We start from the raw sequence: 24,941 nt of genomic DNA, 5'->3' as shown, positions 1-24,941 counted from the left end.
TCTCCCCATGCCGACACGGCGTCTCGTCATCCAGGCCGGCCTTGCCAGCATCGCCGCCCCCGCTATCGTCCGGGCGCAGGGCCTCAGCGGCTCGATCACGCTGATGTCCTATAGCGGCATCTTCCAGGACAACTACACCAAGACCGTGATCGAGCCGTTCCAGCAGGCCTTTCCCGGCATCAAGGTGAACTTCGCGCCCGGCGGCACCTCGGCCCAGATGGTCGGCAGCGTGCGCGCCCAGAAGGCCGACCCGCAGATCGACGTCGCGATCATGGACGTGACGACCTCGAGCATCGGCAACAGCGAGGGCCTGTTCGAGAAGCTGACGCCGGCGGAATTCCCGGTGCTGAACGAGCTCCTGCCCGAGGCACGGGCGGCTGGCGGCGAATACGGCCCGGCCGTGACCTTCGACCATCTCGTGCTGGTCTACGACACCCAGAACCTCAAGCCTCCGCTCGCGACGCTCGCCGATCTCTGGCGGCCCGACCTCAAGGGCCAGCTCGCGATCTCCGCTCCGCCCAATATCCAGGGCCTGGCGCTGACCGCGATGGTCGAGAAGATGACCGGCGGCGACTATCGCAAATCGATCGACAATGCGATCAAGAAGCTGCGCGAACTCGCGCCGTCCGTGAACACCTTCGAGCCCAATCCCGACGGCTACTCGCTGATCCTCAACGGCGTAGTGAAGGTCGCCACCGGCTGGAATGCGCGCTCGCAGCTCTATGCCGACCAGACCGGCGGCAAGATCGGGGCCTTGTTGCCGCCGGAGGGCTCGGTTTTCCAGATCAATACGATCAACCTGACCGCCGGCTCGAAGAACCGCGCGGCCGCGGCGGCTTTCGTCAACTACGCCCTGTCGCAAGCCGCGCAGAAGGCCTTCACCGAGCGGATGTTCTACGCGCCGACCAACGCCCAGGCCGCGATCGACCCCAAGGCCATCGCCCGCACCGCCGCCGCGCCGGACAGCCGCGCCCGCATGATCGGGCTCGACTGGAACGACGTGCTCAAGGTGCGCGACCAGTGGAACAACCGCTGGCGGCGCGAGGTGATCGCGGCGGCACGGTGAGCAGAACCACCCGATGAGCTATCTCGAACTCTCCGGCCTCCAGAAGCGCTATCGCGATTCCGTCGCTGTCGACGATGTCTCGCTCTCCGTCGAGCAAGGGGAGGCCGTCGCGCTGCTCGGCCCCTCCGGCTGCGGCAAGACCACGACCTTGCGCATGCTGGCGGGGTTGGTCGATCCCGATCGCGGCGCGATCCTCCTCGACGATACCGAGATCACGCGGCTGCCGGCGCATCGGCGCAATATGGGCTATGTCTTCCAGTCCTATGCGCTGTTCCCGCATCTGACCGTCGCGCGCAATGTCGGCTTCGGGCTGGAGGAGCGCGGCATCGCCAAGGCGGAGATCGCGCGGCAGGTCACGGAAGCACTGGCACTGGTACGGCTGGCGGGCCTCGACGGGCGGCGGCCGCGCGAGCTCTCGGGCGGGCAGCAGCAGCGCGTGGCGCTGGCGCGCGCCTTGGTGATCCGGCCCGCCGTGCTCCTGCTCGACGAATCGCTCTCCAATCTCGACGCCAAGCTGCGCGACACGATGCGCCACGAGATCCGCTCGATTCAACGCTCGCTCGGAATCACCACCCTGTTCGTCACCCATGACCAGGTCGAGGCCTTGACGATGTGCGACCGGATCGCGGTGATGGATCGCGGGCGGATCGCGCAGATCGGTTCGCCCGAGGATATCTATGAGCGCCCGGCGACCCGCTTCGTCGCCGAATTCGTCGGCCGCGCCAATGCGCTGCCGGCGACGCGCGACGCGGAAGGCCGCGCCGTGCTCTGGGGCCAGGCTCTGCCGGTCAAGGCTCCGGCAAGAGGCGCGTTCGACCTGTTCGTCCGGCCGCAACGCATGCGGATCGTCCCTGTCTCCGAACCCGTCGCGGATGGCATGGCGCGCGTCACCGGCCGCGTGCTGCGCAGCGTCTTCGTTGGCGACCATGTCGAGGTCCTGTTCGAGGGGGCGGGCGGACAACTCACGATCGAAACGCAGTCGGGCACGGCTGCCTTGCCGGAGGGCACCGAGGTCGCGGTGATCTGGCAGGCGCGGGACACCTTGCCCTTCGCCCGCGAGACGCCATGACCGGCACGGCGCGCCTGAAGCTGCTGGTCCTGCCCGCGGCGCTGTTCGTGCTCGCGGTCTATGCCTGGCCGACGCTCGGCCTGTTTCGGAATGCCTTCAATGAGACCGGCCCGACCGGGGCAATGATCGAGGCCTGGTCGCTGAAAACCTCGCAGGAGGTCTTCAGCGACGGCTTCACCTTCGAATTGACGCTGAATTCGCTCTGGCTCTCGCTCAGCGCGACGCTGATCGCGCTGATGCTGTCCTACCCGGTCGCGCTGTTCCTGTTCCGCACCACTTCGCGCTTTCGCGGGCTGCTCGCCGTGATCGCGATCATGCCGATGCTGATCTCGGGCGTGGTGCGCGTCTTCGGTTGGCTCGCGATCCTGGGCGATCGCGGCCTCGTCAACACGCTGGCCCAGTCGCTCGGCCTGATCTCGACGCCGATCAAGCTCGTCTTCAACTGGACCGGCGTCACCATCGGCCTGGCCGAGAGCATCATGCCTTACATGATCCTGGCTCTGCTCGCCGGCTTCGGCCAGCTCGACCGCACGCTCGAAGAGGCCTCGCGCAGCCTGGGCGCCTCTCCGGCACGCACCTTCTGGCGCGTGACGCTGCCGCTCAGCCTGCCGGCGCTGGCGCTGGCGGCTGGGCTGGGCTTCGTGCTCTCGATGTCGGCCTATATCACGCCGAAGCTGCTCGGCGGCGGGCGCGTCTTCGTGCTGGCGACGGAGATCTTCGAGCAGGCGACGACCAACACCAATTGGCCGGTGGCCTCGGTGCTGGCGATCTACACGCTCCTGCTTCTGCTCCTGCTGCTCGTCGCCTCCAACATCGCCGCAAAGGGATTGCAGCGATGAACGGCGCCGGACGCGTTCTCTCCAGCCTGGCCGCCATCGTCTATGTGCTGATCCTGGCGCCGATCGCGATCGTGGTGGCGCTTGCTTTTTCCGCCGACAGTTTCATCCTGTTCCCGCCCTCCGGCTATTCGCTGCGCTGGTTCAACCAGCTCGCGCATAATGAGCCGCTGCTGAACGCGTTGTGGCTCAGCGTGCAGATCGCCTGCGTGGTCACGCTGCTCTCGCTGGCGCTCGGCGTGCCCGCGGCGCTGGCGCTGAACAAGGGGCAGTTCCGCTGGCGCGGCGCATTGACCAATTTCTTCCTCGCGCCGCTGCTGCTGCCGACCCTGATCACGGGCCTTGCGCTGCTCCTGTTCTTCACGCCCCTGCGCTTGACCGCGACCCTGCCCGGCCTCGTGCTCGGCCACATGACCGTGACCGTGCCCTTCGTGATCCGAATGATGACGACGGCCTTCTCGACCTTGCCCGACGATATCGAGGCCGCCGCCGCGACGCTTGGCGCAAAGCCCTGGCGCGTCGTCTGGCGCGTGACGCTGCCGCTGGCGACGCCGGGGCTGATCGCCTGCGCCTGCCTGTCCTTCCTCTTGTCCTTCGACGAAACGGTGATCTCGCTGTTCCTGTCGGGGCCGCGTGCCGCGACCTTGCCGGTCGAGATGGTGCGCTATGTCGAGGGCCGCACCGACCCGCTGGTCGCAGCCCTGTCCGTCTTGCTGATCGTTGCGACGCTGATCGTCGTCGTCATCGTGGAACGTCTTGTCGGCGTCGCGCGCGCCGTTGGAAAATAGGAGACCATCATGCCCGATTACCGCATCGCCCCCATGCCCGAGCAGCTGCCGGCCGCGCTCGTCGAGAAGCTCCAGAGGGTCGAAACCGCGACCGTCGGCCATTCCCAGCATTGGGGCTTCATGGATCGCGGCATCCAGCCGCTGCTGCGCGGCAAGCGCATTGCCGGCGCCGCCGTGACGCTCGCCATCCCCGGCCAGGATTCGACGCTGCTGCACCATACGCTCGGCCTGCTCAGGCCCGGCGACATCCTCGTCGTCGACCGGCTCGGCGACGACAAACATGCCTGCTGGGGCGGCGGCGTCACGGTCGCGGCCAAGGCCGCGGGCGCGATCGGCGGCATCGTCGACGGGCCCTGCACCGACCTGACCGAGATCGAGGACAGCGATTTCCCGATGTGGTGCCGGGGCATGTCGCCGATCACGACGCGGCTCTACAATCTCGGCGGCACGCTGAACCTGCCGATCTCCTGCGGCAATGTTCCGGTCAAGGCCGGCGACGTCATCCTGGCCGATGAATCGGGCGTGCTCGTGCTGCCGCGCGACGAGGCCGAGGCGATCGCCGACGCCGCTCTCGCCCGGCAGGAGCGCGGCGAGCGCAGCCAGGACCGCGTCAAGGCCGGCGAAAAGCTCGGCGATCTCTCCGGCGCGACCAAGATGGTGCTCGACGCCATCGCCGCGGCGAAAGGCTGAGGCGACATCGTGACCTCCTCTCCCCCCGCCCCGCGCATCGCGACCTTCGCCTGCGAGAAGAAGCCCGCCACCGGCTCGCGCGGCATGGTGGTGACGAACCATCCGCTCGCTTCGGCAGCCGGCTCGCAGATGCTGCTGGCCGGCGGCAATGCCGTCGATGCCGCCGTCGCCTCGCTCTTCGCGCTCACCGTCGTCGAGCCGATGATGGTCGGCATCCTCGGCGGCGGCGTCGCGCATATCCGCATGGCCGATGGCCGCCATGTCGTGCTCGACGGGCTCTCGACCGCGCCGCTCAAGGCGAGCGCCGAAATGTATGACTGCCTCTCCGACGAGGTCGGCCGGCAGCGCGACGTGCGCGACCGGCTCAACGTCGTCGGGCCGAAGGCGGTCGCGGTTCCCGGTGCGCTCGCCGGCTGGTGCGAGGCCCTGGCGCGCTTCGGCACGCTCTCGCTCGAGGAGGTGCTGCAGCCGGCGATTGGACTGGCCGAACGCGGCTTCGTCACGACGCCCTATCTCTCCAACTGCATCAGCGACAATGTCGCCGATCTCGCGCGCGATCCCGGTCTTTCGGCGCTGCTGCTGGTGGGAGACAAGGCGATAGAGCCCGGCACGCGGCTCATTCAGGCGGACTACGCCAGGAGCCTGCGCCTGATCGCCAGGCAGGGTCCGGCTGCGCTCTATGACGGTCCGCTCGGCAAGGCGCTGACGGATTTCATGGCGGCGAATGACGGGCTGATCGAGCAGGCGGACCTTGCCGCCTACAAGGTCGCGACACGCGAGCCGGTGCGCGGCTCCTATCGCGGCTACGAGATCGTCGGCCCGCCGCCGCCCTCCTCCTCGGGCGTGCACATCGTGCAGATGCTCAACATCCTCGAGGGCTACGACATCGGCTCGCTCGGCTTCGGCTCGGCGGATTCAGTGCATCTGCTGGCTGAAGCTCTGAAGATCGCCTTCGCCGATCGTGCCGTGGCCACCGCCGACCCCGCCTTCATCAAGGTCCCGGTCGAGCGCCTGATCGACAAGGCCTATGCGAGCGAGCGGCGCGCGCTGATCGCGATGGACAAGGCCAAGAGCTGGAGCGCCGGGCTCTCGGGCGGCGAATCCGCCGACACGACCCATGTCACGGTCGCCGATGCCCAGGGCAATGTCGTCACCTCGACCCAGACGATCAATGGCCTGTTCGGCGCGTGCACGCAGATCCCCGGCACGGGGATGCTGACCAACAACTACATGTTCAATTTCGACCCGCATCCCGGCCGCGCCTTGTCGATCGCGCCCGGCAAGCGCGTCTTCACCTCGATGGCGCCGATGATGGCGCTACGCGACGGCAAGCTCGCCTTCGCGCTCGGCTTGCCCGGAGCGCTGCGCATCTTCCCCTCGGCGCTACAGGCGATCGTCAACCTGATCGACCATGGCATGAGCCTGCAGGAGGCGGTCGAGGCGCCGCGCATCTGGACCGAGGGTGGCGCGCTGGAATTGGAGGCCGCGATCCCCGACAGCGTCGCCGACGCGCTCACGGCGCGCGGCCACAGGATCACCCGCATGCCGCGCATCGCCGGCGGCATGAACGCCATCTCCTTCAACCCCGACGGCACGCTGACGGGCGCCGCCTGCTGGCGCGCCGACGGCACCCCCGTCGCGATCTCCGGCGGGCTCGCCCGCGCCGGCGTGCGCTTCACCATCTGACCCTTCTGCGACCGGACCCCCGACCATGCCCGAAACCATCGTTCTGCTCGACATGACGTCTCCCGACCGCGCCGAGAAGCTGCGCGCGCTGCTGCCGCCCGGTTTCGTGCTGACCCACGGCACGGCGCGCGGCGACGAGCACATGAAGCAGATCATCGCCGAGGCCGACTACGCCATCTCCGGCCAGGTCGGTGTTTCCGCCGATGTGCTGCGCGCGGCGAAGAAGCTGAAACTGCTGCATAAATGGGGCGTCGGCGTCGATAATATCGACGTCGCCGCGGCGAAGGAGCTCGGCATCAAGGTCGCCCGCACCACTGGCAGCAATGCCGTGCCGGTCGCCGAATTCACGCTCGGACTGATGATCTCGGCGCTGCGCTATATCGGCTACGGCCATGCCGAATTGAAGAAGGGGCGTTGGGCCACCGGACAGCTGCCGGGCGAGACCTTCATGCTCTCGGGCAAGACGGTCGGCATCGTCGGGTTTGGCGCCATCGGCAAGAATGTCGCCAAGCTGCTCAAGGGGTTCGGCTGCACCATCCTCTATTCCAAGCGCCAGCCGCTCAGCGCCGCCGAGGAAGCCGCGCTCGGCGTGAAGCATGCCACGATGGCCGAGCTCCTGGCCCAGTCCGACGTCGTCTCGCTGCATTGCCCGCTGACGCCGGAGACCACCAATCTGATCGACAAGGCCGCGTTGGCCGCGATGAAGAAGACCGCCGTGCTGGTCAATGTCGCGCGCGGCGGCGTCGTCAACGAGGCCGATCTGGTCGTGGCGCTGCGCGCCAAGGTCATCGCCGGCGCGGCGATGGATGTCTACTCGGTCGAACCGCTGCCGGCGGAGAGCGAGTTGCTGACGCTCGACAACATCGTCGTGACGCCGCATCTCGCCGCCATGGCCGCCGATAACTTCGCGCCGACGGTGACCCGGATGTTCGCCAATATGGCCCATGTCTCGCGCGGCGAGCCGGTGCCGCCGCTCGATCTCGTCGTCTGAAACGAAGCATCGCCGGAGCGGGAAACGCTCCGGCGATGCTGTCTTTCAAGAGCGTTTTCGAGCGAAGTGGACACCGGTTCGCGTGAAGAAAACGCGTTGAAGCAAAGAGCCGAGCGGCTTCCGATCCAGTTTGATCGGAAGCCGCTCCGGACTTCAGGCTGCCTCAGCCAGCCTCTGGGCCGGCGGGTGATCGACCTGCTTCAGCGGCTTGTTGCCCGTCAGCTTGCGCATCAGCACGTAGAACACCGGCGTCAGGAAGATGCCGAAGGCGGTGACGCCGATCATGCCGGCGAAGACCGCGACGCCCATGGCGTGGCGCATCTCGGCGCCCGCCCCGGTCGACGTCACCAGCGGCACCACGCCCATGATGAAGGCGAGCGAGGTCATCAGGATCGGCCGCAGGCGCAGGCGGCTCGCCTCGATCGCAGCCGCGACCGGCGTCCTGCCCTCGAACTCCAGTTCGCGGGCAAATTCGACGATCAGGATGGCGTTCTTGGCGGATAGTCCGACCAGGACGACGAGGCCGATCTGGGTGAAGACATTGTTGTCGCCGCCCGTGTACCAGACGCCGGTCATCGCCGCGAGCAGGCCCATCGGGATGATCATGATGATCGCGATCGGCAGGGTCAGGCTCTCATACTGGGCCGCCAGCACCAGGAAGACGAGCAGGATCGCCAGCGGGAAGACCAGCACGGCGGAGTTGCCCGCCAGGATCTCCTGATAGGTCAGCTCGGTCCACTCGAAGGCGAAGCCCTTGGGCAGCGTCTCCTTGGCAATGCGCTCGGCCGCGGCCTGGGCCTGACCGGAGGAGTAGCCCGGGGCGGCGCCGGCATTGATGTCGGCGCTGAGGAAGCCGTTATAACGCATGGCGCGTTCCGGCCCGGTGTCGTTGCGCACGTTCAGCACGGCGTTGAGCGGCACCATCTCACCCGTTTTCGAGCGGACCTTCAGCTTGCCGATATCCTCGGCATAGGCGCGGAAAGGTGCATCGGCCTGGACGCGCACGGTGTAGGTGCGGCCGAACTTGTTGAAGTCGTTGACATAGGACGAGCCGAGATAGATCTGCAGCGTCTCGAAGACATCGGTCACGGCAACGCCGAGCTGGCGCGCCTTGGTGCGGTCGATATCGGCATAGAGCTGCGGGACATTGACCTGGAAGCTCGAGAACATGCCCGCAAGCTCCGGCGCCGTCGCGGCCTTGGCCATGAAGGCCTTGGTCGCCTCGTCCAGCGCCTTGTAGCCCAGCCCGGCACGATCCTCGATCTGCAGCTTGAAGCCGCCGATGGTGCCGAGACCCTGGACGGGTGGCGGCGGGAACATGGCAATGAACGCTTCCTTGATGCCGGCAAACTCCTTGTTGAGCTGCATGGCGATGGCGGCGCCATTGAGATCGGGCGTCTTGCGCTGGTCGAAGGACTTCAGCCCGACGAAGACGATGCCGGCATTCGAGGAATTGGTGAAGCCGTTGATCGAGAGGCCGGGAAAGGAGATCGCGTTCTCGACGCCTGGATGCTTCAGGGCGATCTCGTCCATGCGGCGGATGACGTCCTCCGTGCGGTCGAGCGTGGCGGCGTCGGGCAGCTGCGCGAAGCCGACGAGATACTGCTTGTCCTGGCCGGGCACAAAGCCGCCGGGGATGGTGCGGAACAGGCCGACGGTCAGCGCAACCAGGCCGACATAGGCCACCATCATCACCGTCTTGCGGCCGAGAATGCGCTTCACGCCGCTGCCATAGGCCTGCGAGGAGCGGTTGAAGAAGCGGTTGAAGCCGCGGAAGAACCAGCCGAAGACGCCGTCCATGGCGCGGGTCAGCAGGTCCTTGGGCGCATGGTGCGAGCGCAGCAGCAGCGCGGCGAGCGCCGGCGACAGCGTCAGCGAGTTCACCGCCGAGATCACCGTCGAGATCGCGATGGTGAGCGCGAACTGGCGGTAGAACTGGCCGGTCAGGCCGCTGATGAAGGCCAGCGGCACGAAAACCGCAACGAGCACCAATGCGATCGCGATGATCGGGCCGGAGACCTCGCGCATCGCCTTATAGGTCGCCTCGCGCGGCTCCAGGCCGCCCTCGATGTTGCGCTCGACATTCTCGACCACGACGATGGCGTCGTCGACGACGATGCCGATCGCCAGCACCAGGCCGAAGAGGCTCAGCGCATTGATCGAGAAGCCGAAGAGATACATCACCGCGAAGGTGCCGATGACCGAGATCGGCACGGCGACGAGCGGGATGATCGAGGCCCGCCAGGTCTGCAGGAAGACGATGACGACGAGCACGACGAGTGCGATCGCCTCCAGCAGCGTATGGACGACGGCCTCGATCGAGGCCCGCACGAACTGGGTGGTGTCGTAGACGATCGAGTAGTCCACGCCCTCCGGCATGTTCTGCTTGATCTCCTGCATCACCTCCCGGACGCGGTCGGCGATGGCGATGGCGTTCGAGTTCGGAGCCTGGAAGACCGGGACCGCGACGGCCGACTTGCCGTTGAGCAGTGAGCGCAGCGCGTATTCGGCCGCACCGAGCTCGATGCGGGCGACGTCGCGCAAGCGGGTCACGGCGCCCGACGCGCTGGTCTTGATGATGATGTCGCCGAACTCCTCCTCGCTCTGGAGGCGGCCCTGCGCGTTGACCGAAAGCTGCAGGTCGAGCCCCGGCGCGTTCGGGGAGGAACCGATGACGCCGGCGGCGGCCTGGACGTTCTGGGCGCGGATCTCGTTGACGACGTCGCTGGGCGAAAGGCCGTGCTCGGCCATCCTCTGCGGATCGAGCCAGACGCGCAGCGAATAATCGCCGGAGCCGAAGAGCTGGACCTGGCCGACGCCGTCGATGCGCGCCAGCCGGTCCTTGACGTTGAGGACGGCGTAGTTGCGCAGATAGGTCATGTCGTAGCGGCCGTTCGGCGAGGTGATATGGACCACCATCGTCAGATCGGGCGAGCTCTTGATCGTGGTCACGCCGAGGCGGCGGACCTCTTCCGGCAGCCGCGGCTCGGCCTGGCTGACGCGGTTCTGGACGAGCTGCTGGGCCTTGTCGGGGTCGGTGCCGAGCTTGAAGGTGACGTTCAGCGTCATCACGCCATCGGTCGTCGCCTGGCTCGACATGTAGAGCATGCCTTCGACGCCGTTGATCTGCTCCTCGATCGGCGTGGCGACGGTCTCGGCGATGACGCGCGGGTTGGCGCCGGGATACTGCGCGCGCACCACGATGGTCGGCGGCACGACCTCGGGATATTCCGAGATCGGCAGGACCCGCAGCGAGAGCAGGCCTGCGACGAGGATCAGCACGGAGAGGACGCCGGCGAAGATCGGCCGGTCGATGAAGAATTTGGACAGGTTCATGGCACGCCCCCCTTTGGAGCGGATGTCTTTGAGACGAAACGCGTCGTCGTCCCGGGCGACCCGGGACGACGTGGCGTGTGTGTGCGCGGTTTAACGTTGCGCGAGTTCGGTCTTGGCCGCGCGCAGTTCGGACTTTTCGGCCATCGGTACGGATTCGGGTGCAACCGTCGCTCCCGGCCGGATGCGCTGCAGGCCATTGACGATGATCCGCTCGCCGGCCTTCAGGCCGCTGGTGACGATGCGCAGCCCGTCATTCGACGCGCCGAGCGTGACCTCGCGCCAGGCCGCCTTGCTGTCGGCGCCGACGACGAAGACGAACTTCTTGTTCTGGTCTGTGCCGACGGCGCGCTCATTGATGACCAGCGCGGGCTCGGAGCGGGCCTGCCCCATCTGGACCCGGACGAACTGACCCGGCATCAGCTTGCCGCCGGGATTGTCGAGCACGGCGCGCGCGCGCACCGTGCCGCTGGCGGCGTCGATGCCGTTGTCGACGAAACGGAGCTTGCCGGTGAAGCTCGCGCCTTCGCTGGTCGCGGTCGTGAGCCTGACCGGGATCTGTTCGAGCGAGCGATTGCCCTCCGGCAGCGAGGCCAGAGCGTCGAGCACCGTCTTCTCGTCGGCATTGAAGGCGGCATAGATCGGATCGACCGAGAGCAGCGTCGTCATCAGCGGCGCGCTGGCGCCGGCCGCGACGAGATTGCCGATGGTGACGTCGAGCCGGCCGATGCGGCCGCTGATCGGCGCGCGGATCTGGGTGTAGTCGAGGTTGAGCCGCGCGGTCTGCTGGGCGGCCTGGGCGGCGCGCAGATTGGCCTGCGCCTCGCGCAGCGCATTGAAGCGCGTGTCGAGATCCTTCTGCGAGACGTTGCGGCTCGCCATCAATTGCTGGCCGCGCTCATTCTCGCCGGCTGCCAGCGCGACGCGGGCCTCTGCCGCCAGCACCTGCGCCTGCGTCCGCTCGAATTCGGCGAGATAGGGCGCCTGGTCGATGCTGATCAGCAGGTCGCCCTGCTTGACGAGGCTGCCCTCGCGGAAATGCACGGCCTCGATCACGCCGGAGACGCGCGAGCGTACCTCGACGCGCTCGATCGCCTCCAGCCGGCCGGAGAACTCGGCCCAGGCGACGAGATCGCGCTGCTCCACGGTCGCGACCGAAACCGGCGTCGCCGGGGGGGCGGCAGGCGGGGTGTCGCCCTGCGCGTGATTGACGGTAGCATTGACGATGATGACGGCGGCGAGCGAAGCGCTGGCGGCAAGGCCGCCCAAAAGGCGACGACGGGTCGTTCCCTGAATCATGGGTCCATTCCTTCCAAGAGATAGGCGATGAAAATTGCTGCCGGCGGCGCGCCTAGGGCGGCGCGGTCAGGGCATAGAATTCAGCGACATGGTTGCATGCCAGAGAGAGGCAGGAGCCTTCCTCGGGAGCGCCGGCATAGGCATCCGGCCATTGCGTCGGGCCAGTCTGCACATGGTGGCGGACCGTCACACCCGCTTCCTGCAACCGCGCTGCATAATGCGCGGCTTCGTCCCGCAGCGGATCGTCCTGCGACGAGATCAGCAGCGCAGGCGCGAGGCCCGCCAGCCGCGAGGCGTTGAGCGGGGCCGCGTAAGGGTGGGCCGCCTTGTCCGGCGTGCCGAGATAATCGGCCCAGCCATCGGCCCAGCGGCAGCCGACCGGTCCAGCCTCGGCCGTCCGCAGCGAATAGGTGCCGAGGCAGGCATCGAGCATCGGCGAGAACAGGATCTGACCGGCGAGCTCCGGCCCACGACGATCACGCGCCATCAAGGCAAGCGCAGCGGCAAGGTTGCCGCCGGCCTCCTCGCCCGCCACATAGAGCGGCGCAAGTTTAGAAGCCCAGCGGGCACGACCCTTGGCGAGCGTCTGGAGCGCGGCATAGGCGGTCTCGAGCGCCTCGGGAAAGCGGTGGCCGGGCGCCAGCGGATAATCGATCGACATGACGACAGCCCCGGCCTCGGCCAGCGCCGTCGCAACCGCCTCGCCCTCGGCCAGCGAACCGCTGCTGAAGGAACCGCCATGGAGATGCAGGACCAGCCCGGCCTCGGGCTCGATCTCGGCCGGGGCATAGAGCCGGGCGGCGAGCGAGCCCTGCGCAGCCGCAATCGTCTCCTGACGCCAGAAGACGGCGCGCCGGGTACGAAGTTGCGGAAGAGTCGAGATGGACATGGGGTCGCCGGTTGGTGTTGCAGTGCAGCGTGATTTAAGTGATGCTCATGGAGCAATAAATGGCATATTTGCTCATTCATTATTTCTATAGGGAAACAATGATGGAGTCGCCGAGGAGGATGGGATGGACCAGCTCAACGCCATGCGCGCCTTCGTCCGGGTCGTCGAAGCCGGCACCTTCACGCGCGCCGCCGATCTGCTCGACATGCCCAAGCCCACCGTGACGAAACAGATCCAGCAGCTGGAGGCGCATCTGCGCGCCAAGCTGCTCAACCGCACGACCCGGCGCGTGACCGTGACGATGGACGGTGCCGCCTATTACGAGCGCGCCTTGCGCGTGCTGAGCGAAATCGACGAGCTCGATTCCAGCATGGCGCTGTCGCAGGCCCGGCCGAGCGGGCGGTTGCGGGTGGATTGCAGCACCTCGCTGGCGATGGCGGTTCTGATACCCGCATTGCCCGGCTTCCATGCGCGCTACCCGGAGATCCAGCTCGATCTCGGCCTGAGCGACCGCCCGGCCGACCTCGTCGCCGAAAATCTCGACTGCGCCATCCGCGCCGGCGAGATCCAGGATCAGAGCCTGATCGCACGGCGCATCGGGGAGATGTACCTGATCACCTGCGCCGCACCCGACTACATCGCCCGACATGGCACCCCGCGCCATCCCAGCGAGCTCGAGGCCGACCACTACATCGTCGGCTACCGCAGCGCCGGCACCAGCCGCACCGTGCCCTTTACCTATGTCGACGCCAAGGAGAGCATCGAGATCAGGGGGCGCTACATCGTTTCGCTCAACGAGGGCGCCGGCTATGTCGCCTCGGCAGTGGCGGGGCTCGGCGTCATCCAGGCGCCGAGCTTCATGGTGCAGGAGCATGTTACGGCGGGGCGGCTCGTGCCGCTGCTCTCGGGCTGGTGCTCGGCGCCCAAGCCGTTGCACATCGTCTATCCGCCGAACCGCCATCTCAGCAACAAGGTGCGCGTCTTCGTCGACTGGCTGGCCGAGCTTTTCGGCAAGAACGACCTGATCCAGCGCAAATCCAGCCTGCCGCATAGCAAGGCCGCCGCGGCCGGCTAAAGCGTTTTCCCGTTCGACTCGACCGTCATTGCGAGCGCAGCGAAGCAATCCAGGGGCCGTCGAGCGAGCCCTTCTGGATTGCTTCGCTGCGCTCGCAATGACGGGACGGGTTGCGCAAAAGCGAGCCGGCCTCAGAAGGTCTCGGCCCATGGCCTGAGGTCGACCTCCATCGTCCAGGCATTCCTAGGCTGGCGCAGCACATCGAGATAGCTCTGCGCGATGGCGTCAGGATCGAGCGTATTGTCTGAGGCATCCGGCCGCTTGGCGCTGCGCACGCCGCCATCGATGACGAAATGCGCGACATGGATGCCTTTCGGGCCGAGCTCGCGCGCCGCACTCTGGGCAAGGCCGCGCAGGGCGAATTTGCCCATGGCGAACGGCGCCGAGCGGGCGAACCCCTTGATTCCCGCTGTCGCCCCGGTGAGCAGGATCGCGCCCCGCTCCCGCGGCAACATCCGCTGTGCCGCCTGCTGCACGACCAGGAAGGCGCCCAAGGCATTGACCGACAGCGATTGCGCCACCATGGCCGGATCGAGCTCGGCAAGCGGCCCGCGCACGGCCATGCTGGCATTGTAGATCACGATATCGGGCTCGCCGAGCCCGGCCTCGACCTCCTGGAAAAGCCGCGCGACGCCGGCCTGGTCCGAGGCGTCCGCCGCGAAGACCGAAGCGCCGGTCTCCGCCGCCAAGGCCGCGAGCTTCTCGACATGGCGCGCGGCCAGTGCGACCTGCACGCCATTGGCCGAGAGCTTGCGGGCGAGCGAGGCGCTGATGCCGGGGCCGGCCCCGACGATCAGCGCGGTACGATAGGGAAGGCTCGTCATGGACTGGCTCCTGCGACAGGTTCGGTGAGATCAGGCCGCGACGGGCTTCAGCCGCGGCATCGCCGTGCCCCGCAGCGTCACCACGAAGGCGGCAGCAAACAGGCAAAGCGCCCCGGCGATGAAGAAGGCCGGCAGATAGCTCTGATAGACCGTCCGGCTGAAACCCGCGCCATAGGCGGCGAAGGCCGCACCGATCTGGTGCCCGGCAAAGATCCAGCCGAAGACCAGATTGGACTTCTCGCCGAAGCGGTCGGCCGCGATCTTGATCGTCGGTGGCACGGTCGCGACCCAGTCCAGCCCATAGAAGACGGCAAAGAGCGACAGACCGTAAAAGGAGAAATCGGTGAAGGGCAGATAGAGCAGCGAAAGCCCGCGCAGGCCGTAATACCAGAACAGCAGCCAGCGGCTGTCATAGCGGTCCGAGAGCCAGCCCGAACCGACCGTGCCGACGAAATCGAAGACGCCGATCATCGCGAGCACGCCGGCCGCCGTCACCGCCGCCATGCCGTAATCGCCGCATAGCGAGACGAAATGGGTCTGGACGAGGCCGTTGGTGCTGGCGCCGCAGACGAAGAAGGTGCCGAACAGGACCCAGAAGGTGTGCGTGCGCGAAGCGTCCCTGAGCGCCACCAGCGGCGACATCAGCATCGCGCCGAAACTCGCAGCCTGAGCCGGGGCCGGCACGATTGCGTCAGTGCCATAGGGGGCGAGCCCGATATCGGAGGGGCGATCGCGCATCAAGGTGAGCACGGCGACGACCGCGACGACCAGCATCGCCAGGACGAAGACGAGCGCACTGCGCCAGCCGACCTGCTCGGTCAGGCTCGCCAGCAATGGCAGGAAGACGAGCTGGCCTGTCGCCGTGCTTGCCGTCAGTAGGCCGAGCACGAGACCGCGCCGCTGCGAGAACCAGCGCGTCGCGACCGTCGCGCCGAGCACCATGGCGGTGAGCCCGGTGCCGAGACCGACGACGATGCCCCAGAGCAGCACAAGGTGCCAAAGCTGCGTCATGAAGAAGGAGCCGAGGATGCCGCTGCCGATCAGCGTGAGCGCGACGGTCGCGACCCTGCGCACGCCGAAGCGGTTCATGAAGGCGGCCGCAAACGGCCCCATCAAGCCAAACAGCATCAGGCGGACCGCCAGGGCCGAGGAGATGTCGGAGGTCGCCCAGCCGAATTCGCGCTGCAGCGGGGTGATCAATACGCCGGGCGCGCCAACCGCGCCGGCCGTCACCAGCATGGTCAGAAAGGTCACGGCCGCGACGACCCAGCCATAATGGATTCCGCGTCGCGCCAGCAACCTCGCGAGCGCCGAGGTCGGGGTCAAACTATCGGCGAAGGACGCCATGGCAGTCTCCTGTTGTGGGCATATACCCGTAAATTGTCGAGAAAATCAGATCCGATTCAGGATCTCGCGCAGTTCCTGCGTGGCCTTGACGCCCATTCGCGCTTCCAGGGCCGCTTGCGCGGCCTCCCAAAGCGGCGCGGCCTCCTGCAGAACCCGACGCCCCGCCTCGGTCAGCATCACCGTCGCCTCGCGCCGATCCTTGCCGCTGCCGAGCTTCACCAAACCCATCCGCTCGAGCACGCGGACATTGCGCCCGATCGTCGAACGATCGAGCTCCATCCGCCGGCCGAGCTCGGTCAGGATGACGGGCTCCAGACGCGCGATCGAGCGCAGCAAGCTGAACTGGGCGATATTGATGCCCAAGGGCGCCATCGCCTCGTCATAGAATGCCGCCATCCGCCGGGTGGCGGATCTCAAGACGGTGCAATAGCAATCAACCTTCATGATACGGGTATATGCCCCTATCAAGAGGATGGCAAGCCCCCCGGCACGCCGGGCCTGCGAGGGGCGTGGCCCGGCGCCTCGGAGTCCGTTTGGAAACACCAGCCCTCATCCTGAGGAGCTGCGTAGCAGCGTCTCGAAGGATGCTCCAGCCTGCACGGGAGCCTTCTGAAGCATCCTTCGAGACGCCATTCCCAGGGGAATGGCTCCTCAGGATGAGGGCTCGCGGAGGCTCCAAACGGTTTCTTAGCTCATCCAGCCCTTGAGCAGGGCCTGCGCCCAGTCCTCGCGGCCATTCGCCCGTGCGCGGCGGGCGGCGGCGGCCCAGTCATAGGCAATCGCCTCGAACGCGACCTCGACCTTGTCGCCCTCCCCGGTCAGGACGGCGAAACGGGCATGGGGCGAGCCGCTTTCCGAGACATGGGCGGGCGCGTCGGGATCGTCATAGGCCGGGCAGCCGACACTGCCGGGGTTGACGATGGTGGCGCCGCTCCCCAGCCGCAGCAGACGCGGCAGATGGCTGTGGGCGCAAAGGATCAGTCGCGAGGCATTGCCTTCCAGTCTGGCTTCGACCTCCGCCAGGGATGCCGGCAGCAGGCGGCCCGCCACGACGCTCTCGAGCAGATAGGTGTTGTCGTCCTGCGGGCTGGCATGGATGCACAATGCGCCTGCAACGGACAGGCTGACGGGCAGCGCAAGCAGCCAATCGCGCGCCTCCTGATCGAGCTGCGACCAGGCATAGGCGTCGGACAAGCCGAGGCCCGCAGCGCTTGGCGCGCCGAGCACCCGGTCGTGGTTGCCGCGGACATGGTGAAAACCGCTCTTGCGCAGCAGCGCAACGGTCTCGGCCGGCCAGAGCGGACTCGACGCGCAATCGCCGAGATTGACGACCGCATCGAGCTCCAGGCTGGCGAGCCGCTCCATCACGGCCTCCAGGGCCGGGAGATTGCCGTGAACATCCGCGATGACGCCAAGCCGCATGTCGGGACCAGCCTTTCCCTATCGATGAGCGCCCCGATTCACACGGGAGCCCTTGCAGGCTAATCGCTCTCGGGAGATCCTGCACGAGCGATTCATCCAATCCTGATGCGAGGCTCGTGCTATAAGGCCTCATTATGGAATGAGGCGGATGCGCGCGCGGCAACTCGAAGTCTTTCGCATGGTGATGCGCTGCGGCACGCTGACCAGCGCGGCCGAGGCGCTCAACGTTTCGCAGCCGGCTTTGAGCCAGATCCTGCTGCACACCGAGGACGAGCTCGGCTTCAAGCTGTTCCTGCGGGTCAAGGGCCGATTGATCCCGACGCCCGAGGCGGAGGAACTCTACCCGGAAGTCGACCGGCTGTTCAGCGATCTCGAAGGGTTGAGGCAGCGTGCCGGCGACCTGCGCCAGGGCAAATCCGGCGTGGTGCGGCTCGCGGCTTCGGCGCCGCCCTCGCTCGCCCTGGTGCCGGAAGCCTTGCGCCATTTCCGGGCGGCCCATGCCGATATCCGCATCCTGTCCTATGTCGTGCCGGCCGAGGTGATCGTGGCGATGCTGGATCGCGGCCAGGCCGGCCTCGGCATCGCGATGACCGACCAGTCGATTCCCCTGATCGACACGGAGATCATCGGCCACACCCGGATCGTCTGCGTGCTGCCCTCGACCCACCCTCTCGCATCCCGCGAGGCGATCGGCCCGGCCGATCTGCGTGGCGAAACGCTGATCTCCTATCGGGCGGAATCCCTTCCCGGGCAGTTGCTGCGGGCGGCGCTGGGGCGCGAGGGCGTCAGCTTCCAACCGGAGATGGAAATCGACGTCTCGATCATCGCGCTCGCCTTCGTGCAGCAGGGACTCGGCATTGCGATCGTAGACGGGCTTTTGCCCTGGCACAGTTTTCCGGGGCTCGTCACCCGCCCCTTCCGGCCGAATGTCGCCTTGCCGCTCTGCCTGCTGACGAGTTCGCGCCGGCCGCTTTCGCGCAATCACGAATTGCTGCGGGCGCATCTGCGCAGCGCCTGCAAAACCCTCGGCCTCGAACGGCACGAACCTTGATTCCATAAGCCAGGCTTATCCACCTGTCGCATTTTGCTCTTGGACGCCGCCGCCCCCTGCCCTCAGATTGCCAGCTGCATTCTCGCGAGCGGACGGATTCATGAGCTGGCGTATCGGCGTCGACATCGGCGGCACCTTCATCGATTTCTGCGCAATGGAGACCGGCACCAACCGGTTCGAGACCATCAAGGTCCTGACCACGCCGAACGAGCCCGGCAAGGAACTGCTCGACGGCCTGAGCCTCCTGCAGGAACGCCATGGCGTGGCGCCCGAGGAGGTCATCTCCTTCGTCCACGGCACCACGGTCGGCATCAACACCATCATCCAGCGCAAGGGCAGCCGGCTCGCCCTGATCACCACCGCCGGCTTCGAGGACGTGATCGAGCTCGCCCGGCTGCGCATGCCGGAGATGTATTCGCTGTTCTGCGCCAGGCCCGAGCAATTGATCCCGCGCGACCTGATCCATGGCGTCAGGCAGCGCCAGCTCGCCAATGGCGCGATCGCCGAGGAGCTCGACCGCGAGGCGCTGGCCGATGTCATCGCGACAATCCGCAGCAAGGGCGTGGACGGCGTCGTCATCTCCTTCCTGCACGCCTATCGCAATCCCGCTCATGAGGCACAGGCCAAGGCGCTGATCGCGGAGCTTGCGCCGGAACTCTTCGTCTTCACCTCCAGCGAGGTCTGGCCGGTGATCCGCGAATATGAGCGCAGCACGACCGCGATCCTGAACGGCTATGTCCATCCGCGCGTCGCGGGCTATCTCGGCGCGCTCGAGGCAGCTCTCGCCTCACGCGGCGTACCCGCCGGACCGATGCTGACCAAATCCAATGGCGGGCTGATGACTGCAGAGACCGGCAAGCGCGCCTGCGTCAACATGCTGCTCTCGGGCACGGCGTCCGGCGTCATCGGCGCGGCCTATCTCGCCGAGCAGGCCGGCATCGCCAATGTGCTGACGCTCGATATCGGCGGCACCAGCGCCGACCTCGCCTTGATCATCGACGGCAAGCCGCAATTCGGCACCGGCGAGACCGTCGGCGACTTCCCGCTCTTCGTGCCCAGCGTCTCCGTGACATCCATCGGCAGCGGCGGCGGCTCGATCGCCTGGGCCGACGCCTTCGGCGTGCTCAAAGTCGGGCCGGAAAGCGCCGGCTCGACGCCGGGCCCGGCCTGCTATGGCCGCGGCGGCACGCGCGCGACCGTCACCGACGCGATGGCCACCTGCGGTTTCCTCGGCCATACGCCGATCGCCTATGACCAGATCGGCATGCGGCGCGACCGCGCCGAGGCCGTCATCGGCGAGCTCGCCGGGCTCCTGGGCCTCGCCTCGCAAGCGACGGCGGAGGCGATCATCGCGGTTGCGGTCTCGGAGATGTTCGTCGAGGTCAACAAGCTCGTCGCGCGCTATGGCGTCGATCTGCGCGAATTCACATTGATGCCGTTTGGCGGCGCCGGCCCGATGCTGGGCTGCTTCCTGGCGCGCGAGCTCGGCATCCCCCATGTGATGGTGCCGCAACGGCCAGGCGTGGTCAGCGCGCTCGGCGGCCTGATCGCCGATGTGAAGGGCGACTTCATCCAGACGATCTTCGCGCCCTCTGCAGCGGAATCCTTGCCGCGTCTCAGGGAAGCGCTTCTCCGGCTCAAGGCCGACGGCTCCGCCTGGATCAGGGACGAGCAGGGCTTCACCGGCCAGGTCATCGAGACCCTCTCGGCCGATATGCGCTATCACGGCCAGTCCTTCGAGATCGAGGTGCCGCTCGCCGAGCCCTGGCTGGCGGAGGGCGACATTGCCGCGATCAATGCTGCCTTCCACCGCCAGCATCTGGCGATCTACGATTTCAACGACGAGGCCGGCGAGGTCCAGATCGTCAATCTGCGCCTCGTCGTCAGCGGAACGACCGAGCGGCCAGGCCTTACCCCCGTGCCGGAGACCGCAGCCGGGGCGGCCGTGCCTGAGCGGTTGATCCCGGTCTGGCTCGACGGGGCAAACCAGGAGGTTGCGCTCTATCACCGCAACGCGCTGCGCCACGGCCACGACTTTTCCGGCCCCGCCATCGTGGCGCAGGACGACACCACCATCTGCATTCCCGCCGGCTTCGAGGCCCATGTCGATGGCTGGCTGAACCTTCACCTCACCTTGCGGACGGAGGCTTGAGCATGGTCGACAAGGTGACATTGCAGGTTCTGGCGAACCATTGCCGGGCCGCGGCCGAGAACATGGCCTACACGCTCTACCGCACGGCGCACTCGACCTTCGTCAAGGAGACCGAGGACTTCACCGTGATGGTGATGGACAGGACCGGCCGCGTCGTCGCGGTGCCGATGGATCTGGGCGCGACCTGGTATCCGGGCATGAACTACAACCGCGCCATCGACCTCGTCGACGAATACCGGCCAGGCGACATCGCCTTCACCAACGACCCCTATAGCGGCTATCTCGCGACGCACGCCCCCGACACGCATCTCTGGAAGCCGATCTTCCACGAGGGTGAGATCGTCTGCTTCGTCGGCGGCCATGTCCACAACACCGATATGGGCGGCGCGGTGCCGGCCAGCCTGTCGCGCTCGCTGACCGAGATCCACCAGGAAGGCATCCGTTTCCCGCCGATGACATTGATGCGCGATGGCGTCTTCGACGAGAAGGTGCTGCGCATCATGATGATGAATGTGCGCAAGCCCGACCTCAACATGGGCGACCTCAAGGCGCTGGCCGGCGCGCTCAACACCGGCGAGCGCAAGATCCAGGCGATGATCGCGAAGTTCGGCGCCAAGGGCTTCATGGAGGGGTTGGACGGGCTGATGGACTATGCCGAGCACCAGGCCCGCGAGATCCTGCGCTCGATCCCCGACGGCGAGTACTTCTTCTCCGACTATGCCGATGAGGACAGCGTCGACGGCAATCCCTGCCGGCTCGCGCTGACGCTGACGATCAAGGGTGACGAGGCGGTGCTCGATTTCACCGGCTCCGACCCGCAGCTCGGCTCCTCGCTCAACGTCCCCACCGGCAGCGACCCGCGCCACACCTTGCTGCTCGTGGGCGTCTATTACGTGCTCTACACGCTCAATCCGCAGCTCCTGCTCAACTCCGGCCTGACACGCCCCTTCACCTGCATCGCGCCCGAGGGCACGGTGCTGAACCCATCCTTCCCGGCGGCGGTGGGCATGCGCAGCCTGACCTGCGGGCGGGTGCGCAGCCTGATCTTCGGCGCCTTCAGCCTCGCCATCCCCGAGCGCATGCCGGCGGCGCCGGCGGGCTCGAGCTCGATCGTCAATGTGATGACGACCGACGAAAAGACGCATCGCAGCATCATCGCCGCGATCAATCCGGTGGTCGGCGGCGGCGGCGGCATGCCGCATCGCGACGGCCCCAACGGCTCGGGCGCCGACGCCGCCTATCTCAAGAACACGCCGATCGAGATCACCGAGACGGAGGTGCCGATCCAGTTCGTCCGCTATGGGCTGCTGCCCGATTCCGGCGGCGCCGGGCGCTGGCGCGGCGGGCTTGCGACCGTGATGGAGTTCAAGGTCTTCGCGCCCAACACCCGCATCACCGCGCGCAACCGCGACCGCTCGATCTTCCGGCCCTGGGGCACGCTGGGCGGGCTTTCGGCCGAGCCCTCGAACTTCATCATCAACCCCGGTGCCGCCAATGAACGCGTGCTCGGCAACACCGACATCGCCGTCACCGAGCCCGGCGACATCATCCATATCCATTCGCCGGGCGGCGGCGGGCGCGGGTCGCCGCTGGAGCGGGAGCCCGAGCGCGTGCTGCTCGACGTCGCGCGCGGCTATGTCAGCGTGGCGGCGGCGAAAGACCGCTATGGCGTGGTGATCCGGGACGGAGCGGTCGATGCCGAGGCGACGGCAGCACGCAGGGCTGAGATGAAACAGAACGCCCATGGCGGGCATTTCCATTTCGGCCCGGAGCGCGACGCCTTCGAGAGCGTCTGGCATGCCCGCAACTACGCGGCCCTGACTCGCCTGCTCGCGGCCCTGCCGGTGCATTGGCGCTTCTTCACCAAGACGAAGATCTTTGCGGCGATGCGCGAAGCCGGCCCGCAAGCCGACGTCACGAGCGCTTTCGGCAGCGTCCGGCGCGACTATCCGCAGGTACCGGAGATCGCGCTCGCGGCGGAGTAAGGCCGGGCTGACTGAAAACCATGCGCCGTCATTCCGGGCAAGCGAAGCGAAGAGCAACCCGGAATCCATCGTAAAGCGCAGCACCCTCCGATGGATTCCGGATCGGCGCCGCTGCGCGGCTTGTCCGGGATGACGGCGTGAAGGCACACGCTGTTGCGTACACTCAATACCCCGCCGCCCAATGGGCAAGATCGCTTGCGCTCTGCTCACCCGCGAACATGCCCAGGATGCGCTCGCCGAGGAGCGGGCCGAACTTGAACATCTGGCCGTCGCAGTTGGTGACGACGAGGCCGCGCCCGGTCTGCACCACTTCGAAGCGCCGAGAAGCGTCGAGCACGTAGTAGCCGACCTGAATGCGCGTCGGCCTATAGGCCTCGAAGTCGCGGAAGTAAGGCTTGAAGGCGCCGAGAATGGCACGGCTCTCGCTCTCCAGATCCGAGCCGAAGCCGTCCGTCTCGGGGCGCGCCAAGCGGCGATGCGCGGAATAGCCGATCTTGAGGCCGGCGCCGCGACGATCGGGCAGCGTATAGCCGGTGTGGTCGCCGATCGCGGCGATCGCTGGAGCCTCGCGCCAGGATTGCTCGTACTGCGCCGGCGGCTCGACATAGCAGAGCCCCTGCCGATAGACCGAGGCCTTGCCATAGCGCTCCGGCAGCAGCGCCGGCAGCCAGGCCCCGGCCGCAACCAGAAGCAGATCGCCAGCGACTTCGGACGCGTCGGCGCGGACAGCGATGCCGGTCTCCAGATCGACCCGCGCGACGCGGCAATCATGCTCGATGATCCCGCCATGGTCGCGCACCCATTGCGCCAGCTCGGTCACGATACGGCCGGCAAAGAGCGGTCCGCCGGGGAAGGAGACCACGCCCCAGGCATGGGCGGGCAAGCTCAGATGCGGGCAGAGTGCCTCGACACCGTCGCGGGAGAGCACCTCATGGGGCAGCCCGACAGCCTTGAAAGTGTCGAGGGTCTTCTGCGCGTAGTCGCCGGCCTCCAACGAAATCGCGATTGCGCCCGTATTCTCGAAATGCGCGGTACCAAGATCCGACCAGAGCCGGTCCCAGGCCGAAAAGGCCTCGGTGACCATGCGCGTGTAGCCCGCGGCCGAACCATAGGGGTAGCGGATCATGCGGTGGTTATCGAAGGAGGCTGCCTGCGGGTTGGGCGCCGGCCCCTGCTCCAGAACGATGACGTCATGGCCGCGCTTGAGGGCGGCGCGAGCGACCGACAGGCCGACGATGCCGGCCCCGATGATGACGATACGGCTCATGGTTGGATATCCTCGGCAGCGTGGCGCCTTCAGGCGCTGGCAGGAGCAACCGTCACGGTGTCTCCGGGCTTGATCTCGCCGGGGACCAGGACGTCGCAGTAGATTCCGAAATTGCGGTTGTGACGCTTCACCACCGTGCGCAAGAGCTCGACATCGAGCGGGATACCGTCCTGCGCGATGGTGATGAAGCCGCAGCGCCCGCAGGGGATGCTGCCCTTCAGCACGACATCGCCGATGCGGATCTCGCGGCCGAGCCAGCCATTCTCCGGGATCGGGTCCTCCCCGTCCGGCCAATCGACGACGATGTTGGGCCGGAAGCGGCGCTCGTCGACGATGCTGCCCGGCATCTCGCGCTCCAGGCTTCGCATCGCGGCCGTGCTCAGGAGATGGATCGGCGCATGCTCGTAGCGCGGCCGAAAGCCCTCCTGCCCGCGCCGGACGAACGGCTTCAGCTGCGCCGGGAAGCCGAAGAGCGAGGATAGTCTCTCGATGACCACCGCATCGTCCGGCTTTGCCCAAGTGCTTCCGTCAGCCGAGATGGCAGCACCATCCAGAGCGGTCCAGCGGGCATAGCCGCGGGGGACTTCGATGAAATGCTTCTCGCGGCCGGGCGAGGCGATGCGCTCGCTGGACGCATCGACGACACCCCAGAGCCGATCGCCGACGACGCCGGACGCATCGAGCGGGGCGATTTCCAGCCGCTCGCCCGCCATCGAACTGACCGGATAGCGCCAAAGCGCCGCAACGCTGCCACTCATGGCAGGTCGAGGCGCGGATCGAGCGCGTCGCGCAAGCCGTCGCCGACGAAGTTGAAGCTGGTCACGGCGAGCGTGATCGCGGCTCCCGGCAGGATCGCGAGCCAGGGCGCGCTGGTGAGGTAGCTCTGGGCGCCCTCCAGCATGTTGCCCCAGCTCGGCGTCGGCGGCTGGATGCCGTAGCCGAGGAAGGAGATATAGCTCTCGGCCAGGATCGCATGGGCGACGTTCAGCGTCGCGGCGACGACGATCGGCGCCACCGCGTTGGGCAGCAATTCGCGAAACATGATGCGCGCATTGCTGGACCCCATAGAGACCGCGGCCACGGCGAAATCGCGCGTGCGCAGCGAGCGCATCTGCGCCTCGACGACGCGCGCCACCTCCATCCAGGAGGTCATCGCGATCAGCATCACGAT

21 protein-coding genes are annotated in these 24,941 nt (G+C 67.1%); 11 read left to right on the top strand and 10 right to left on the bottom strand.

The features are described 5' to 3' along the window. Positions 1-7: 7 nt before the first annotated feature. The 7 genes from CYD53_RS19120 (at position 8) to CYD53_RS19090 (ending at position 7,126) form a co-directional block, all read left to right on the top strand. Positions 8-1,066, top strand: a complete 1,059-nt coding sequence (locus CYD53_RS19120; protein WP_103719685.1) for an extracellular solute-binding protein — start codon at positions 8-10, stop codon at positions 1,064-1,066. A 13-nt stretch (positions 1,067-1,079) separates the two neighbouring features. Beyond that, entirely contained in the window at positions 1,080-2,135 is a 1,056-nt protein-coding gene (locus tag CYD53_RS19115; RefSeq protein WP_103719684.1) for an ABC transporter ATP-binding protein, read from the top strand. Further along, positions 2,132-2,974, top strand: a complete 843-nt coding sequence (locus CYD53_RS19110; RefSeq protein WP_103719683.1) for an ABC transporter permease — start codon at positions 2,132-2,134, stop codon at positions 2,972-2,974. Before CYD53_RS19115 ends, CYD53_RS19110 begins: the two co-directional genes overlap by 4 nt. Then, positions 2,971-3,759: an ABC transporter permease gene (locus tag CYD53_RS19105; protein WP_103719682.1), complete on the top strand. Its 789-nt coding sequence runs from the start codon at positions 2,971-2,973 to the stop codon at positions 3,757-3,759. Before CYD53_RS19110 ends, CYD53_RS19105 begins: the two co-directional genes overlap by 4 nt. Positions 3,760-3,768: 9 nt before the next feature. Next, on the top strand, positions 3,769-4,449 hold the full coding sequence (locus tag CYD53_RS19100; protein WP_103719681.1) for an RraA family protein: 681 nt from the start codon (positions 3,769-3,771) through the stop codon (positions 4,447-4,449). A gap of 84 nt (positions 4,450-4,533) precedes the next feature. Further along, entirely contained in the window at positions 4,534-6,135 is a 1,602-nt protein-coding gene (gene ggt, locus CYD53_RS19095) for a gamma-glutamyltransferase (protein ID WP_103719792.1), read from the top strand. 25 nt (positions 6,136-6,160) lie between these two features. Continuing rightward, complete coding sequence (locus CYD53_RS19090) at positions 6,161-7,126, top strand: 2-hydroxyacid dehydrogenase (RefSeq protein ID WP_103719680.1); 966 nt, start codon at positions 6,161-6,163, stop codon at positions 7,124-7,126. Between the two features lie 153 nt (positions 7,127-7,279). On the opposite strand, the gene CYD53_RS19085 is transcribed toward CYD53_RS19090, so the two are convergent. From CYD53_RS19085 to CYD53_RS19075, 3 genes are all read right to left on the bottom strand, one after another. After that, positions 7,280-10,462, bottom strand: coding sequence for an efflux RND transporter permease subunit (locus CYD53_RS19085; protein WP_103719679.1), 3,183 nt, complete (start codon positions 10,460-10,462; stop codon positions 7,280-7,282). A gap of 90 nt (positions 10,463-10,552) precedes the next feature. Further along, the gene (locus tag CYD53_RS19080; RefSeq protein ID WP_103719678.1) at positions 10,553-11,758 is read right to left on the bottom strand and encodes an efflux RND transporter periplasmic adaptor subunit; all 1,206 of its coding nucleotides are present in this window, start codon (positions 11,756-11,758) and stop codon (positions 10,553-10,555) included. 52 nt (positions 11,759-11,810) lie between these two features. Continuing rightward, entirely contained in the window at positions 11,811-12,647 is an 837-nt protein-coding gene (locus CYD53_RS19075) for an alpha/beta hydrolase (protein ID WP_103719677.1), read from the bottom strand. Positions 12,648-12,771: 124 nt separating this feature from the next. Here CYD53_RS19075 and CYD53_RS19070 point away from each other — a divergent pair, with 124 nt between their 5' ends. Then, positions 12,772-13,722 (top strand): LysR family transcriptional regulator, encoded by a 951-nt coding sequence (locus tag CYD53_RS19070; RefSeq protein ID WP_103719676.1) that lies wholly within the window; start codon positions 12,772-12,774, stop codon positions 13,720-13,722. A 131-nt stretch (positions 13,723-13,853) separates the two neighbouring features. On the opposite strand, the gene CYD53_RS19065 is transcribed toward CYD53_RS19070, so the two are convergent. The 4 genes from CYD53_RS19065 to CYD53_RS19050 form a co-directional block, all read right to left on the bottom strand. Further along, entirely contained in the window at positions 13,854-14,546 is a 693-nt protein-coding gene (locus tag CYD53_RS19065; protein WP_103719675.1) for an SDR family NAD(P)-dependent oxidoreductase, read from the bottom strand. A 30-nt stretch (positions 14,547-14,576) separates the two neighbouring features. Further along, positions 14,577-15,893 (bottom strand): MFS transporter, encoded by a 1,317-nt coding sequence (locus CYD53_RS19060; RefSeq protein ID WP_103719674.1) that lies wholly within the window; start codon positions 15,891-15,893, stop codon positions 14,577-14,579. Between the two features lie 45 nt (positions 15,894-15,938). After that, positions 15,939-16,337, bottom strand: coding sequence for a MarR family winged helix-turn-helix transcriptional regulator (locus CYD53_RS19055; protein WP_103719673.1), 399 nt, complete (start codon positions 16,335-16,337; stop codon positions 15,939-15,941). A gap of 243 nt (positions 16,338-16,580) precedes the next feature. Next, positions 16,581-17,315, bottom strand: a complete 735-nt coding sequence (locus CYD53_RS19050) for a metallophosphoesterase family protein (RefSeq protein WP_103719672.1) — start codon at positions 17,313-17,315, stop codon at positions 16,581-16,583. Positions 17,316-17,463: 148 nt separating this feature from the next. Here CYD53_RS19050 and CYD53_RS19045 point away from each other — a divergent pair, with 148 nt between their 5' ends. The 3 genes from CYD53_RS19045 (at position 17,464) to CYD53_RS19035 (ending at position 22,503) form a co-directional block, all read left to right on the top strand. Then, complete coding sequence (locus CYD53_RS19045) at positions 17,464-18,366, top strand: LysR family transcriptional regulator (RefSeq protein WP_103719671.1); 903 nt, start codon at positions 17,464-17,466, stop codon at positions 18,364-18,366. Positions 18,367-18,466: 100 nt separating this feature from the next. Then, complete coding sequence (locus CYD53_RS19040) at positions 18,467-20,518, top strand: hydantoinase/oxoprolinase family protein (RefSeq protein WP_103719670.1); 2,052 nt, start codon at positions 18,467-18,469, stop codon at positions 20,516-20,518. A gap of 2 nt (positions 20,519-20,520) precedes the next feature. Further along, positions 20,521-22,503: a hydantoinase B/oxoprolinase family protein gene (locus tag CYD53_RS19035; protein ID WP_103719669.1), complete on the top strand. Its 1,983-nt coding sequence runs from the start codon at positions 20,521-20,523 to the stop codon at positions 22,501-22,503. A gap of 163 nt (positions 22,504-22,666) precedes the next feature. Here the strand turns inward: CYD53_RS19035 and CYD53_RS19030 are convergent, their stop codons facing one another. From CYD53_RS19030 to CYD53_RS19020, 3 genes are all read right to left on the bottom strand, one after another. Then, positions 22,667-23,770, bottom strand: a complete 1,104-nt coding sequence (locus CYD53_RS19030; protein WP_103719668.1) for an NAD(P)/FAD-dependent oxidoreductase — start codon at positions 23,768-23,770, stop codon at positions 22,667-22,669. A 29-nt stretch (positions 23,771-23,799) separates the two neighbouring features. Next, positions 23,800-24,528, bottom strand: a complete 729-nt coding sequence (locus tag CYD53_RS19025) for an MOSC domain-containing protein (RefSeq protein WP_103719667.1) — start codon at positions 24,526-24,528, stop codon at positions 23,800-23,802. Further along, the coding region (locus CYD53_RS19020; RefSeq protein WP_146055955.1) for an ABC transporter permease at positions 24,525-24,941 on the bottom strand (417 nt) is incomplete at its 5' end. The genes CYD53_RS19025 and CYD53_RS19020, both read right to left, overlap by 4 nt.

This window comes from Allobosea psychrotolerans (genome assembly GCF_002917105.1).
Lineage (GTDB): Bacteria > Pseudomonadota > Alphaproteobacteria > Rhizobiales > Beijerinckiaceae > Allobosea > Allobosea psychrotolerans.
Note: the sequence above shows the minus strand (reverse complement) of the source record. Positions and strands in the feature narration are given on the sequence as shown.

Bases quoted from the DNA above. Each gene is read 5' to 3' on its own strand.
- CYD53_RS19120 (WP_103719685.1), top strand. From the start codon at position 8: ATGCCGACACGGCGTCTCGTCATCCAGGCCGGCCTTGCCAGCATCGCC.
- CYD53_RS19115 (WP_103719684.1), top strand. From the start codon at position 1,080: ATGAGCTATCTCGAACTCTCCGGCCTCCAGAAGCGCTATCGCGATTCC.
- CYD53_RS19110 (WP_103719683.1), top strand. From the start codon at position 2,132: ATGACCGGCACGGCGCGCCTGAAGCTGCTGGTCCTGCCCGCGGCGCTG.
- CYD53_RS19105 (WP_103719682.1), top strand. From the start codon at position 2,971: ATGAACGGCGCCGGACGCGTTCTCTCCAGCCTGGCCGCCATCGTCTAT.
- CYD53_RS19100 (WP_103719681.1), top strand. From the start codon at position 3,769: ATGCCCGATTACCGCATCGCCCCCATGCCCGAGCAGCTGCCGGCCGCG.
- ggt (WP_103719792.1), top strand. From the start codon at position 4,534: ATGGTGGTGACGAACCATCCGCTCGCTTCGGCAGCCGGCTCGCAGATG.
- CYD53_RS19090 (WP_103719680.1), top strand. From the start codon at position 6,161: ATGCCCGAAACCATCGTTCTGCTCGACATGACGTCTCCCGACCGCGCC.
- CYD53_RS19085 (WP_103719679.1), bottom strand. From the start codon at position 10,462: ATGAACCTGTCCAAATTCTTCATCGACCGGCCGATCTTCGCCGGCGTC.
- CYD53_RS19080 (WP_103719678.1), bottom strand. From the start codon at position 11,758: ATGATTCAGGGAACGACCCGTCGTCGCCTTTTGGGCGGCCTTGCCGCC.
- CYD53_RS19075 (WP_103719677.1), bottom strand. From the start codon at position 12,647: ATGTCCATCTCGACTCTTCCGCAACTTCGTACCCGGCGCGCCGTCTTC.
- CYD53_RS19070 (WP_103719676.1), top strand. From the start codon at position 12,772: ATGGACCAGCTCAACGCCATGCGCGCCTTCGTCCGGGTCGTCGAAGCC.
- CYD53_RS19065 (WP_103719675.1), bottom strand. From the start codon at position 14,546: ATGACGAGCCTTCCCTATCGTACCGCGCTGATCGTCGGGGCCGGCCCC.
- CYD53_RS19060 (WP_103719674.1), bottom strand. From the start codon at position 15,893: ATGGCGTCCTTCGCCGATAGTTTGACCCCGACCTCGGCGCTCGCGAGG.
- CYD53_RS19055 (WP_103719673.1), bottom strand. From the start codon at position 16,337: ATGAAGGTTGATTGCTATTGCACCGTCTTGAGATCCGCCACCCGGCGG.
- CYD53_RS19050 (WP_103719672.1), bottom strand. From the start codon at position 17,315: ATGCGGCTTGGCGTCATCGCGGATGTTCACGGCAATCTCCCGGCCCTG.
- CYD53_RS19045 (WP_103719671.1), top strand. From the start codon at position 17,464: ATGCGCGCGCGGCAACTCGAAGTCTTTCGCATGGTGATGCGCTGCGGC.
- CYD53_RS19040 (WP_103719670.1), top strand. From the start codon at position 18,467: ATGAGCTGGCGTATCGGCGTCGACATCGGCGGCACCTTCATCGATTTC.
- CYD53_RS19035 (WP_103719669.1), top strand. From the start codon at position 20,521: ATGGTCGACAAGGTGACATTGCAGGTTCTGGCGAACCATTGCCGGGCC.
- CYD53_RS19030 (WP_103719668.1), bottom strand. From the start codon at position 23,770: ATGAGCCGTATCGTCATCATCGGGGCCGGCATCGTCGGCCTGTCGGTC.
- CYD53_RS19025 (WP_103719667.1), bottom strand. From the start codon at position 24,528: ATGAGTGGCAGCGTTGCGGCGCTTTGGCGCTATCCGGTCAGTTCGATG.